This window comes from Sinorhizobium sp. GQ132, assembly GCF_059758575.1.
Genome location: NZ_JCAXDX010000004.1, coordinates 473,711 through 487,301, shown reverse-complemented (window position 1 = coordinate 487,301; position 13,591 = coordinate 473,711). Strand labels below are relative to the sequence as shown.

The window sequence follows — 13,591 nt, the reverse complement described above, 5'->3', positions numbered from 1 at the left end:
GTCAGTTCCTGTCCCCGTTCTGTTCGGCGATCGCCTGCGCCTGAAGCGCAAGCTCCATGGCCTTGAAGCAGCGCTCCTGCGGCATCGCGGTTTCGGTCCTGTCGCGGATGTCGGCGAGGAACTGGCGCCCGAAGGGCAGGTCGACGCGGGAGCAGTCGATATGTTCGACGCCGTTCCGGTCCGCGAGAAACAGGTGGTTGCCGCCTTCGCGCCCGGCGAGATCGACCGTCTTGCGGACCTCGATCGTTCCGGATGTGCCGACGATGAAGAGCCGGCCGTCACCCCAGGTCGGCATTCCCTCCGGGGTCAGCCAGTTCACATGGATCATGCCGGTGCTCCGCCCGGTCGAGAGGTGGATGCTGCCCGTATCCTGCAGTTCGGGAGCGTCGGGAACGCTCCGGTTGCCGACGCTCGCCGAAAGCACGGTCGCGTCGTTGGCGCCGGTGAAGAACAGGAACTGCTCGCACTGGTGCGATGCGATGTCGGTCAGGATGCCGCCATAGTCCGTGCGGCGGAAGAACCAGTCGGGCCGCGTCCCGCGGCGCAGCCTGTGCGGGCCGAGGCCGACTATGTGCACCACCTCGCCGATCGCGCCGGCGGCGACGAGCTCGCCGGCCTTGACCGTGGCCGGGCTCTCGAAATGCTCCGAATAGAGGATCGAGAAGATGCGGCCCGTCTCGGCCTGGACCCGGCGCAGCTTGGCGAGCTGGTCGAAGCTCGTCATGCCCGGCTTGTCGACAAGCACGTCCTTGCCGTGCTGCATGGCGCGGATCGCCAGTTCCGCGCGCTCGCTCGAAACGGCGGCCGAGACGATGAGGCCGATGCTCTCGTCCTCGAGGATTTCCTCTGCCGTCGCGATGCGCGGGGCGTCTGCGTAGACGGCGGAAAATTCCGCGGCCAGCGCATCGTCCTTCTCGTGGAAACCGGCGAGGCGGGCGCCGGCCCGAAGCAGGCAGTCGACCTGGCCGTAGATGTGGTTGTGGTTGAGCCCGACGGCAGCGAAACGCAGTTCGTCCATGATGATTTTCTAGCTCCGTCGCTCAGCGCTTCATGCCGGTGGTGGCGATGCCCTCGATCAGAAGGCGCTGGAAGAAGAGGAAGAAGAAGAACACCGGCACGAGCGAGAGCGTCGACATGGCGAAGAGCCCGCCCCAGTCGGAGGTGCTGCTCGAGTCGACGAAGGTCCTCAAGCCGAGCTGGATCGTGTAGCTGTTCATGTCGTTGAGGTAGATCAGCGGCCCGAAGAAATCGTCCCAGGTCCAGATGAAGGAGAAGATGGCGGCCGTCGCCAGAACGGGAAGCGATAGCGGCAGCATGATCTTCCAGTAGATGCGCCAGGCGCCGCAGCCGTCCATCATCGCCGCTTCGTCCAGTTCGCGCGGGATTCCGCGGAAGAACTGCACCATGAGGAAGATGAAGAAGGCATCGCTGGCGAGAAACTTCGGGACCACCAGCGGCAGGAATGTGTTCACCCAGCCGAGATCGAGGAAGAGGACATATTGGGGAATGAGCGTCACGTGATACGGGATCATCATCGTGCCGAGCATGATCGCGAACCAGAAATTCCGCCCCGCGAAGCGCAGCCTTGCGAAGGCATAGGCCGCGAGCGAGCAGGCGACGACATTGCCGACGACGGTGAGGACCGCGATGACCAGCGAGTTCCAGAAGAACCGCCCGAAGCTGACGTCGAGCCCGAACCAGCCGCGCAGATAGGAGGAGAAATCCACCGAGGAGGGCCAAAGCGACGTGGAGGCGAAGATCTCGTCCTCCGGCCTGACCGATGCCGAGATCATCCACAGGAGCGGATAGATCATGGCGATCGAGGCGGCGATCAGGGCGGCGTGAACGAGGACCGATCCGACAGGGCCGCGGCGGCCCGTCGGGACCGGCGGCGGGGCGGTTACCGAGCTCATGGTCGCGTCAGTCATCGTAGTGCACCCAGTAGCGAGAGGTGAGGAACGAGAAGGCCGTGAACAGCCCGATGATCAGCACGAGAATCCAGGCAAGCGCCGAGGCGTAGCCCATGCGGAAATTACCGAAGGCCTCCTGGTAGAGGTAAAGAGTGTAGAACAGCGTCGAATTGATCGGACCGCCGGTGCCGCCGGAAATGATGAAGGCGGGAGTGAAGGCCTTGAAGGCGTCGATCGTCTGCACGACCGCGTTGAAGAAGATCACCGGCGTCAAGAGCGGCAGCGTGATCTTGTAGAACTGACGGAACTTGGACGCCCCGTCGAGGCTCGCCGCCTCGTACATGTCCGTCGGGATCTGCCGAAGGCCCGCAAGGAAGATGATCATCGGCGATCCGAACTGCCAGACGCTCAAGACCACGAGCGTCCATATCGAATAGTCCGGGTGAGAGATCCAGCTCGGCCCCTCGATGCCGAACTGGGCCAGCAGGCTGTTGATCAGGCCGTCGCCGGCGAAGAGCTGTCGCCAGAGCACGGCGATCGCGACGCTGCCGCCAAGGAGCGACGGCAGGTAGAAGATCGCCCGATAGACGGTGAGCCCCCGGACGCCGCGGTCGAGAAGGATCGCGACGAGCAGCGCGAAGGCGAGCTTGAAGGGCACCGAAAGCACGACATAGAGAAAGGTCACCTTGATCGCCGCGGCGAATTTCGGGTCCGCCGTCGCGATGCGCACGTAATTGGCGGTGCCGATCCATTCCGGCGCGCGGATCAGGTCGAAATTGGTGAAGGAAAGATAGAGCGAGGCGATGGCGGGCCCGAGCGTCAGGCCGAAGAAGCCGATGAGCCATGGCAACAGAAACATGTAGCCGGCTCCATGGCTTGCCCATGTCCTGGCCAGGCGGCCCTGTGCGGCCGGGCGCGATGACGCGCCCGTGCCGACTGCGACAGCGGTGTCCTGCACGGCCGCCATCCTCCTTAACCTCGTGCAAGGATTTGGCTGACCTCGTTCACCAGCGTCTCGCCTCCTTGCTTGGCGTCGAGCTGACCGAAGCCGACCTGTTCGGCGACGTTGCGCAGAGCGAATTCCGCCTCGCCGGCACCGCTGGGCGGCGGCGGCGGCAGATCGCCGGCAAGCGCTCCGAGGCCCGAGACATAGTCGAGCATGGCGCGGCCGAGCTCGTCGAGCGTCGACGCCAGTTTCTCGCGTACGGCTGCCGATTCCGGTACGCCGCGCTCGACGCCCAGGATTTCGGCGGCTTTCGGGTCCTTGACGAAGAAGTTGACGTATTTTGCGCCGAGTTCCGGGTCCTTGGTCTGGGCCGAGACCGAGAAGAACATCGACGGCTTGCGATAATGGCCGCCCTTCGCATCCTTGTCGATCAGCGGGTGGCTTCTCAGCGCCAGTTTGTCCTTGTTTATGCCCTGATAGGCGACGAACTGATTGGAGTGCGCGAAGGAAGCGGCCGCCTTGCCGAGCGATAGGGGGCTCGTCTCCACATTGTACTGGTCGAGCGCCTGGATGTCCGGCGGGACGCAGGCCTTGTCCTCGCGCATTTTCTGCCACATGGCGAACCATTCGGCCGCATCGTTCGCATCATAGGCGATCTTGCCGTCCGCGGTGAACAATGCCTTGCCGCGCTGGCGCAGCCAGTTTTCGAACAGCGGCTCGACCGCGCTGCCGTCGGAGAGGCCATAGAAACCCTTGCGCTTGCCGGCCTTGGTGATCTCGGCGCCCGTCCGCGCCATCTCTTCCCAGGTCGTGGACGGCGTCGGAAGTTCGATGCCGGCTTCCTCGAAAGCGGCGACATTGACCATCATCGCCGCCGAATTGGCGCCGAGGCTGATGCCGTAGAGCTTGCCTTCGACGCTGCCGCCCTTGATCTGCACCTGGTCGAAATCCTCGACCTTGAGCACGGAACCGAGATAATCGTCGAGAGGCGCGAGCGCGCCGCGCCGGGCATATTCGACGATGTAGCGATAGTCCATCTGGATGATATCGGGCGCATTGCGCCCGGCGACCTGGGTCGCAAGCCGCGGCCAGTAGTCGCTCCAGCCGAGGAATTCGCCGTTGATGGCGACGCCCGCGTTCTGTTCCTGGAAGAGCTGATTGACCTTGTTCGTGCGGTCGGCACGTGCCTGTGAACCCCACCAGAGCACCCGCAGCCGCGCCTCCTGCGCAAAGGCGGGCCCTAGTGCGGACATCGAAAGAAGTGCCGCCCCTCCCGCGAGTACGTTTCGCCTGCTGATCTTATGCGTCATCTGTTCCTCCTCCCTTCGGAACGCCTCCACAACGTTCCGGCCTCTTGCAACAAATAACTATTTGGTTACAAGTTATGGAGAAGCAGTGATCCTGTCAAGCAGTTGTGTGCCGAACTGTCATTGGCTTGTAAATTATTTTGACAAAGTTGCACCGAAGGCCGTTAAAGGCAAGAGGTTGCGGAGGTTGCGCGTGATGGACAAGATAAGAGGCGAGGCGAAAGGGAGGAGCGGGTCCGGGGGGCGCGCGGAGCGGGCGCTTCAGCGCGACCCCGAGCGCACGCGTGCCTCGATCCTCGCCGCCGCGACCCGGGAGTTCGCCGAAAACGGCATAGGCGGCGCCCGCGTCGATTCCATCGCCGAGAGGGCCGGCATCAACAAGCGCATGCTCTACCACTACTTCGGCGACAAGGAACAGCTTTATCTCGCGGTCCTGGAAGAGGCCTATGTGGGGATAAGAACGGCAGAAAAATCCCTTAATCTCAGCGACTTGGAACCCGAGCAGGGAATTGCCGAGCTTGCCATGTTCACCTGGGACTACTTCCTGGAACATCCGGAATTCCTGAGTCTCCTCGGCACCGAGAACCTGCACCGGGCCCGCTGGCTGCGTCAGTCGACGCGTCTAAAGGAGCTGCATTCGAGCTTCATAGACAAGCTTTCCGACCTTCTCCGGCGCGGCAAGGCCGAGGGGCTCTTTCGGCCCGACGTCGATCCGCTCAACCTCTATCTGACGATCGCCGCCCTCGGTTATTTCTACCTGTCCAACCAGTACACGCTCTCGACGATCTTCGGCCGCGACCTCATGGACAAGAGCAATCTCGACGTCTGGAAGCGCCATATCGTCCATGTCACGCTGGCGTCGATCCGGCGCTGATCCAGGCACATGTCGTTTTTTTTGTTGACAAGTGCGATTCTCCTCTGCCACAAAGTAACCGATTAGTTACTGGCTTGGGAGGGCTGGTTCTTCCCCTCACCGGCCTCTCAGGGAGGAACGGCATGCCGCGTTTGGGTATAATATTGCACGGTGTCACCGGCCGCATGGGCTACAACCAGCATCTGGTGCGCTCGATCCTGGCCATCCGTGATCAGGGCGGGATCACGCTCCAGTCGGGCGAAAGGCTGGAGATCGATCCGATCATTGTCGGCCGCAATCGCGACAAGATGGAGCAATTGGCCAAGCGCCATGCCATCGCCCGCTGGTCGACCGATCTCGACGCGGCGCTTGCCGATCCGAACGACCAGATATTCTTCGATGCCGGCACGACGCTGATGCGTGCCGAGCTCATCGGCCGCGCGCTCGACGCCGGCAAGCACGTCTATTGCGAGAAGCCGATCTCCGACGATCTGAGGACGGCGGTCAAGCTGGCGCGGAAGGCGCGCACCTCCGGGCTCAAGCATGGAGTCGTGCAGGACAAGCTGTTCCTGCCGGGCCTTCGCAAGCTGGCCCTGCTGAGGGATTCGGGCTTTTTCGGCAAGATACTCTCGGTGCGGGGCGAGTTCGGCTACTGGGTGTTCGAAGGCGATTGGGGCGTTCCGGCCCAGCGGCCCTCATGGAACTACCGGAAAAAGGACGGCGGCGGCATCATCCTCGACATGCTCTGCCACTGGCGCTACGTCCTCGACAATCTCTTCGGGGAAGTGAAGGCCGTCTCCTGCCTCGGCGCGACCCATATCCCAAGCCGTATCGACGAACAGGGCCGCGCCTACGACTGCGACACCGACGACGCGGCCTATGCCACCTTCGAACTCGAAGGCGGCATCGTCGCGCATATCAATTCCTCCTGGGCGGTGCGCGTGCGGCGCGACGATCTGGTGACGTTTCAGGTCGACGGAACCCATGGTTCCGCTGTCGCCGGACTCACGAAATGCTGGACGCAGCACCGCGTCAACACCCCGAAACCGGTCTGGAATCCCGATCAGCCGCAGATGATCGATTTCTACAGGACATGGGACGAGGTGCCGGATACGCAGGCCTTCGACAACGGCTTCAAGGCGCAATGGGAAATGTTCCTGCGCGACGTGGCGGAGGACGGCCCCTGGCCCTATGGGCTCGAGGCCGGCGCCAAGGGCGTACAGCTTGCGGAACTCGGCCTCAAATCCTGGGCGGAGCGCCGCTGGCTCGACGTTCCGGAATTGGAGCTCTGAACCATGGTCAGCATCAAGCTTCCAATCGAAGGCAGGCTTGCCAGCTACGACCTCACGGGTCGGCCGGTGCCTTTCAACAGGCGTGACGCCAAGGCCTTTTCCAGGGTCGCCTTCGCCGCCGCCCATGTGGTCGCCGACCCGCTCGCCGACAACGATCCCTGGCTGGCGCCGGCGATCGACTGGGAGCGCACGCTTGCCTTTCGTCACCGCCTCTGGGATCTCGGTCTCGGCGTCGCCGAAGCGATGGATACAGCCCAGCGCGGCATGGGCCTCGGCTGGCCGGAAGCGCGCGAACTCATCCGCCGCTCGCTTGCCGAAGCGCGCGGCCGCCAGGGCGCGCTGATCGCCTGCGGCGTCGGCACCGACCATCTGGCGCCTGGGCCGGACGTGTCGATCGACGATATTCTCCGGGCCTATGAGAGCCAGATCGAGGCGATCGAGGCAGAAGGAGGCCGGATCATCCTGATGGCGAGCCGGGCGCTTGCCGCCGCGGCGAAGGGCCCGGAGGACTATATCCGCGTCTACGACCGCGTTCTCTCGCAGGTGAAGGAGCCGGTGATCATTCACTGGCTCGGCGAGATGTTCGATCCGGCGCTCGAAGGCTACTGGGGCAATGGCGACCACATGGCGGCGATGAAGACCTGCCTCGAGGTCCTCGAGGCGCATGCCGCAAAGGTCGACGGCATCAAGATTTCACTCCTTTCCAAGGAGAAGGAGATCGTGATGCGGCGGCAACTGCCCAAAGCCGTGCGCATGTATACCGGCGACGACTTCAACTATGCCGAACTCATCGCCGGCGACGAGGAAGGGCATTCGGATGCGCTGCTCGGCATCTTCGACGCCATCGCGCCGGTGGCTTCGGCGGCGCTGGAAGCGCTGGGCAGCGGGCGAAACGGCGAATTCTTCGAATTGCTGGAGCCGACGGTGCCGCTCTCGCGCCACATCTTCAAGGCGCCGACGCGTTTCTACAAGACCGGCGTCGTCTTCCTTGCTTATCTGAACGGCCTTCAGGACCATTTCGTCATGATCGGCGGACAGCAGAGCGCCCGATCGCTCGTCCATCTCGCCGAGCTTTTCCGCCTTGCTGACAAAGCCGGGGTCCTGACCGATCCGGAGCTTGCCGCCGCCCGCATGCGGCGCGTGCTCGCCGTGCACGGCGTCGAGTGAGGCTTTGCGATGACGCAAGCCCCGCGCGTCAGGCTGGCCGAAGCGGAGGTTTTCGAGCGGCCGGTCGAGTTCCGTTTTCCCTTCCGCTTCGGCTCGGCGCGCGTTGCGAGCGCGCCGCAGGCCTTCGTCCGGGTGCGGGTGGAGGATGCGCGCGGCCGGTCCGCCATCGGCTGGTCGGCAGAGATGATGATGCCGAAATGGTTCGACAAGAACCCGGGTCTTTCGCCGCAGGATAATGTCGAGCAGCTGCGTGCCTCCTTGCGTCTGGCGGTCGAAGGGCTGACCACGCTGCAGGCGCAGACCCCCTTTGGACTGCACGCGGCTGCCGAGGGTGATCACCACCGGGCGGCAGCCGGGCATGGCCTGCCAGCCCTTGTCGCCTCCTACGGCCTGGCGCTCCTTGACCGCGCCATCCTCGACGCGGTGTGCCGCATGACCGGAGCAAGCGCCGCCGAGGCGGTCAGAGGCAACCTGCCGGGCATCACCGACGCAACCGCGCCCGATCTGGGAGGCTTCGACCTTGCGCGGTTCCTCTCGCGCCTCGAACCCGGCCCCAGGCTGGCCGTTCGCCACACGATCGGCCTTGCAGACGCGCTGACGGCGGCCGATTTCGCGCCCGGGCAGCGGCTGGCGGACGGCCTGCCACAGACGCTGGAAGAGGTGATCGCCGCCTATGGCCACCGCTATTTCAAGATCAAGGTATCGGGGCGCCCGGCCGAAGACACCGAGCGTCTGCTCGCCATCGCCGCCATTCTCGACCAGAGCGTCGATGCGTATCGGGTGACGCTCGACGGCAACGAACAGTTCGAAAATGCCGATGCCGTTGCCGATCTTCTCGACCGGATCGCCGAAGAGCCGCGTCTCGAAAAATTGAGCGCCTCGGCGCTCTTCTTCGAGCAGCCGATCGCTCGCGCCGAGGCGCTGTCGAAACCGGTCACGGAAGTCGCCCGGCGGATGCCGCTCGAAATCGACGAGTCCGACGGCGATATCGGCGCGTTTCTCCGTGCCCGCGCGCTCGGTTATGCCGGCATCTCGTCGAAGTCCTGCAAAGGCTTCTACCGGGCACTCATCAACCGCGCTCGCGTGGAGATGTGGAACGCCGAGGCCGGGACGGCATCCTGTTTCATGTCCGCCGAGGACCTGACCACGCAGTCGGGCCTGGCGCTCCAGCAGGACCTCGTGCTGGCAGCGCTTATCGGCGCCGGCCACGTCGAACGCAACGGCCACCACTATGTCGACGGCATGGCCGGCGCCCCGGCGGCAGAGCGGGCCGCCTATCTCGCCCGTCATGGCGATCTCTACGAAAGCGCTTCCGGGCGGGCGCGGCTGGCGATCCGCGGCGGCGAAATCACCTTTTCCACCGTCTTGCGGTCCGTCGGTCTCGGCTCATCCGTCGAGCCGGACTGGGCGGCGACGGTGTCCTGAAATCGGGAGGAAAACATATGCTGGTCGAAGGGCTTTCCATCAATCTGGCGACGATCCGGGAGCAGTGCGGCTTCGCCGAAGCCGTGGATATCTGTCTAAAGCACGGCATCACGGCGATTGCGCCCTGGCGGGACCAGGTGGCGGCGGTCGGGTTCGACGAGGCCGTGCGTATCGTCCGCTCCAACGGTCTGAAGCTCACTGGGCTATGTCGCGGCGGCTTCTTTCCGGCGCCGGAAGCCGCAGGACGCGAAAAGGCGATCGACGACAACAGGCGCGCGGTGGACGAGGCAGCGGAACTCGGCGCCGATTGCCTGGTACTGGTCGTCGGCGGCCTTCCGGGAGGTTCGAAGAACATCGACGCGGCCCGGCGGATGGTTCTGGAAGGGATCGCGGCGGTGCTGCCGCATGCGCGCGCGGCCGGCGTGCCGCTTGCGATCGAGCCGCTGCATCCGATGTATGCCGCCGACCGCGCCTGCGTGAACACGCTCGGACAGGCTCTCGATATCTGCGACACCCTCGGCCCGGGCGTCGGCGTGGCGATCGACGTCTATCACGTATGGTGGGATCCCGATCTCGACGAGCAGATCGCGAGGGCAGGCAAAATGAAGGCGATCCTCGCTCATCACATCTGCGATTGGCTCGTCCCCACCAAGGACATGCTGACGGATCGCGGCATGATGGGCGACGGCGTCATCGACCTCAAGGGTATCCGGCGCCGGATCGAGGCGGCCGGCTTCCACGGGGCTCAGGAGGTCGAGATCTTCTCAGCAGACAACTGGTGGAAGCGCCCGGCCGAGGAGGTGATCGCGACCTGTGTGGAACGCTACCGGAACTGCTGCTGATATGCTGGGGCAGGATGTGTCTCCTATAAAATATGCGTGAGGGTATGATGGACAACAAGCGTCGCTTTGCGCTGGTCGGCACCGGCAACCGCGGAACCACCATGTGGGGCAGGGATCTTCTGGCCGGCTGGCGCGGCCTCGTCGATCTGGTCGCCATTGCCGATACGAACGCGCTGCGGGCCGAGCGCGCCCGCACAATGATCGCCACCAATGCGCCCGTTTACGGCAATGTCGATACCATGCTTGCCGAAACGCGCCCCGATCTCGTCATCGTCTGCACCCCGGACGACACGCATGACGATATCGTCGTGCGCGCCCTGGAGTCCGGCGCCGACGTCATCACCGAAAAGCCGATGTCGACCACGGTCGAGAAGATCCGCCGCATTCTCGACGCGGAGAAGCGGACCGGGCGGCGGGTGGACGTTTCCTTCAACTACCGCTTCGCGCCGACCGCAGCACGCATCAAGGAACTCCTCAATGCCGGCGAGATCGGTCGCGTCACCTCGGTCGACTTCCACTGGTATCTCGATACGCGCCACGGCGCCGATTATTTCCGCCGCTGGCATGCCTATACGGAACGCTCGGGCAGCCTCTTCGTGCACAAGGCGACACACCATTTCGATCTCCTGAACTGGTATCTCGACAGCGATCCGGACGCGGTCAGCGCCTTTGCCGACCTGCAGATGTACGGCCGCAAGGGACCGTTTCGAGGTCCCCGCTGCAAGCTCTGTCCTCACAAGAGCGAGTGCGACTTCTACCTCGATCTCGAAGCCGATCCGTTTCTCGACTCGCTCTATGAGGAACCTTCCGAAATCGACGGCTATTTCCGCGACGGCTGCGTCTTCCGCGAGGACATCGACATCCCCGACACGATGGTCGCGAATATCCGCTACCGCAACGACGTCCACGTCTCCTATTCGCTCAACACCTTCCAGCCGATCGAGGGCCATCATATCGCCTTCAACGGTACGAAGGGCAGGATCGAGCTTCGCCAGTACGAGGACCAGCCGTGGGAGACGCCGGCCGAGGACATGATCCTGCTCGTCCGCAACTTTCCCAAGGGCAAGGCGGCGATCGAACGGATCACGGTGCCGCATTTTCCCGGCGGGCACTATGGCGGCGACGACCGGCTGCGGAATACGCTCTTCGCGCCGGATGCGACGGATCCGCTTGGACAGCGCGCAGGTGCGCGGGCCGGCGCCATGTCGGTCCTTTGCGGCATTGCGGCGCTTCAGAGTTCGCGTACGGGCAAGATCGTCAGCCTGGCCGATCTGATGCCGGAATTGTTCACCGACGGGGCGCAGGCGGAGCGCAAGCTCGCGGCGAATGCCGGGTGGACCGCGCATTTTCCCTCTTGAACCTCTAGTTGCTAGAGGACTTAGCCTGCTTCCGGTTTCGTAAGGAGCATGGAATGACAGGCATATTTCGGGAAACGAGATTCCGCGTCGATGGGATGGATTGCGCGTCCTGCGCGACCAAGATCGACACGGCCGTCAGGCGGGTTGCGGGGGTCGAGGACGTGAATGTCTCGGTGGCCGCCGGCACCATGACCGTCCGGCATGTGGCGCGCGACGATATCGGCGCCCAGGTGATGCGGAAGGTCGGCGGCCTCGGCTACGGGCTTACGCCGCTTGACGTTGCGACGGAACGGCAGCCGGCTCAGAGCGAGCACGCCTGCTGCGGCCACGGGCAAGTTGCAGGCGGCCCGCACCACGATCACGGCCATCCGACAATCCTTCCGGCAGGCACGAAGCCGTCGTCCCATTTCAGGGCGCCCTTGCCATGGTGGCGAACGGCAAAGGGCAGGCTCACGCTCGCCTGCGGCGTTGCCCTTGCCGCAGCCTATGCCATCGGTCAGTTCGTTCCCGGTACCGAGCCCTGGATTTTCACCCTCGCCATGCTCGTCGGCCTGGTGCCGATCGCGAGACGCGCGCTCATGGCAGCTGTTTCCGGCACGCCTTTCTCGATCGAGATGCTGATGACCATTGCGGCAGCCGGTGCCGTTTTCATCGGCGCCGGCGAGGAAGCGGCCATGGTCGTCCTCCTGTTCCTGATCGGGGAACTGCTCGAGGGCGTTGCCGCGGGCAAGGCACGGGCGAGCATACAGGCGCTGACCGCGCTCGTGCCAAAATCGGCGCTCCTCGAAGAAAACGGCAGGACCGTGGAGGTCCCCGCCGAAAGCCTGGCCCCTGGCGCCATCGTCCTCGTCCGTCCCGGCGACCGGCTTCCCGCCGATGGCATCATCGTCTCCGGCGAGAGCGGCGTCGACGAGGCGCCGGTGACCGGCGAGAGCACGCCCGTCCTGAAGGAAGCCGGCGCGAACGTCTTTGCCGGAACCGTCAATGGTGACGGCGCGCTGCGGGTGCGCGTCACCGCCGCCGCGGCCGACAATACCATCGCGCGCGTCATCAGGCTTGTCGAAGAGGCGCAGGAGAAGAAGGCGCCGACGGAGCGTTTCATCGATCGCTTCTCCCGATATTACACGCCGGGCGTGGTGCTCGTCGCGGCATTGGTCGCGATCATCCCGCCGCTCGCCTTCGGCGGCCTGTGGCAGGACTGGATTTACAAAGGGCTCGCGCTTCTCCTGATCGGTTGCCCCTGTGCCCTCGTCATCTCCACGCCGGCCGCGATCGCCGCGAGTCTTTCGGCAGGTGCACGCCGCGGTCTTCTGATCAAGGGCGGCGCCGTCCTCGAAAATCTCGGCAGGATCACAGCCGTCGCCTTCGACAAGACCGGAACGCTCACCGAAGGCAGGCCGAAGCTGACCGACATCGTCGCCTTCGGCAGATCGGAAGCGGAGGTGCTCGACTACGCCGCTGCGCTCGAACAGGGATCCAGCCATCCGCTGGCCCGTGCCGTCCTGTCGCGTGCCGAAGCCGATGGATTGGCGCTCCTTCCCGTCGAAGGCGCCAGGGCGATCGGGGGCAAGGGCGTTGCCGCTTCCGCAGACGGCGTCGAGCTTTTCCTCGGCTCGCCCGAGGCGGCCCGGGAGCGCGCACCGCTGGCGGCGGATGAACTGGCTCGGATCGAAACCCTGCAGGATGAGGGGAAGACCGTCTCCGTGCTCGTCGTCGGCGGGAGGGCAGCCGGAGCGCTTGCCATGCGCGACGAACCGCGTGCGGATGCCGCGGCGGGCCTGAGGGCGCTCGCCGCTCAGGGGTTGCGGGTGGTGATGCTCACCGGCGACAACCGGGCGACGGCCGAGGCGATCGCCGACCGGCTCGGGGGCATCGAGGCGCATGCAGGGCTTCTTCCCGAGGATAAGCAGCGCATCGTAAGCGGGCTCAAGGCCGAAGGCCTCGTCGTGGCGAAGGTCGGCGACGGCATCAACGACGCGCCGGCTCTGGCGGCGGCGGATGTCGGCATCGCCGTTGGCGGCGGCACCGACGTGGCGCTGGAAACGGCCGACGCGGCCAGCCTCCATGCCCGCGTCTCGGACGTCTCGGAGATGGTGAAGCTGTCACGGGTGACGATGCGCAACATTCACCAGAACATCACGATCGCACTCGGCCTCAAGGCCGTGTTCCTGGCGACCACCATTGCCGGCGTGACGGGCCTCTGGCCGGCGATCCTCGCCGATACCGGCGCGACCGTCCTGGTGACGATCAACGCATTGAGGCTGCTGCGTTAGCTGGCCGGGATTTAACCCGCGGCCTTCCGCAAGGCCCCCAAACCCTCCCCTCAAGGGGGAGGGAAGCGCCTTCACGCACCCGCGCCATGGATGCAATCTCCCTGTGTATATTCGCGCTGGACTCTCACCGGCGATCCTATGAGAGTATAAGGAGATTTCGTCGCCCAGGCTTTCGCGCCTGAAAATCGATGATAAACTTATACCAAATGGTAAAAAAA

The 13,591-nt window shown here is 64.5% G+C and carries 11 protein-coding genes; 7 read left to right on the top strand and 4 right to left on the bottom strand.

From position 1 onward, the window contains the following. Position 1 precedes the first annotated feature (1 nt). From AC6CIG_RS13995 to AC6CIG_RS13980, 4 genes are read right to left on the bottom strand one after another with little or no spacing between them, the layout of a single operon-like run. Positions 2–1,018 (bottom strand): Gfo/Idh/MocA family protein, encoded by a 1,017-nt coding sequence (locus tag AC6CIG_RS13995; protein ID WP_127708802.1) that lies wholly within the window; start codon positions 1,016–1,018, stop codon positions 2–4. Between the two features lie 22 nt (positions 1,019–1,040). Next, positions 1,041–1,928 (bottom strand): carbohydrate ABC transporter permease, encoded by an 888-nt coding sequence (locus tag AC6CIG_RS13990; protein WP_018093749.1) that lies wholly within the window; start codon positions 1,926–1,928, stop codon positions 1,041–1,043. Further along, positions 1,921–2,877, bottom strand: a complete 957-nt coding sequence (locus AC6CIG_RS13985) for a carbohydrate ABC transporter permease (protein WP_018093750.1) — start codon at positions 2,875–2,877, stop codon at positions 1,921–1,923. The genes AC6CIG_RS13990 and AC6CIG_RS13985 overlap by 8 nt, the downstream gene beginning before the upstream one ends. Positions 2,878–2,882: 5 nt before the next feature. Further along, positions 2,883–4,166: an ABC transporter substrate-binding protein gene (locus tag AC6CIG_RS13980; protein WP_127708800.1), complete on the bottom strand. Its 1,284-nt coding sequence runs from the start codon at positions 4,164–4,166 to the stop codon at positions 2,883–2,885. A 193-nt stretch (positions 4,167–4,359) separates the two neighbouring features. On the opposite strand from AC6CIG_RS13980, the gene AC6CIG_RS13975 reads away from it, so the two are divergent. The 7 genes from AC6CIG_RS13975 to AC6CIG_RS13945 all read left to right on the top strand — a co-directional run bounded on the left by AC6CIG_RS13975 (position 4,360) and on the right by AC6CIG_RS13945 (position 13,373). Beyond that, a complete protein-coding gene (locus AC6CIG_RS13975; RefSeq protein WP_018093752.1) occupies positions 4,360–5,037 on the top strand; it encodes a TetR/AcrR family transcriptional regulator in 678 nt (225 codons plus the stop codon). A 122-nt stretch (positions 5,038–5,159) separates the two neighbouring features. Further along, positions 5,160–6,308: a Gfo/Idh/MocA family protein gene (locus AC6CIG_RS13970; RefSeq protein WP_437411864.1), complete on the top strand. Its 1,149-nt coding sequence runs from the start codon at positions 5,160–5,162 to the stop codon at positions 6,306–6,308. Positions 6,309–6,311: 3 nt separating this feature from the next. Next, positions 6,312–7,475 (top strand): dihydrodipicolinate synthase family protein, encoded by a 1,164-nt coding sequence (locus AC6CIG_RS13965; protein WP_127708796.1) that lies wholly within the window; start codon positions 6,312–6,314, stop codon positions 7,473–7,475. A gap of 9 nt (positions 7,476–7,484) precedes the next feature. Next, complete coding sequence (locus AC6CIG_RS13960) at positions 7,485–8,900, top strand: enolase C-terminal domain-like protein (protein WP_127708794.1); 1,416 nt, start codon at positions 7,485–7,487, stop codon at positions 8,898–8,900. 17 nt (positions 8,901–8,917) lie between these two features. Then, positions 8,918–9,742: a sugar phosphate isomerase/epimerase family protein gene (locus AC6CIG_RS13955; protein WP_127708792.1), complete on the top strand. Its 825-nt coding sequence runs from the start codon at positions 8,918–8,920 to the stop codon at positions 9,740–9,742. Between the two features lie 47 nt (positions 9,743–9,789). Then, the gene (locus AC6CIG_RS13950; RefSeq protein WP_164866771.1) at positions 9,790–11,100 is read left to right on the top strand and encodes a Gfo/Idh/MocA family protein; all 1,311 of its coding nucleotides are present in this window, start codon (positions 9,790–9,792) and stop codon (positions 11,098–11,100) included. Between the two features lie 53 nt (positions 11,101–11,153). Beyond that, a complete protein-coding gene (locus tag AC6CIG_RS13945) occupies positions 11,154–13,373 on the top strand; it encodes a heavy metal translocating P-type ATPase (protein ID WP_127708788.1) in 2,220 nt (739 codons plus the stop codon). Positions 13,374–13,591: the final 218 nt, after the last annotated feature.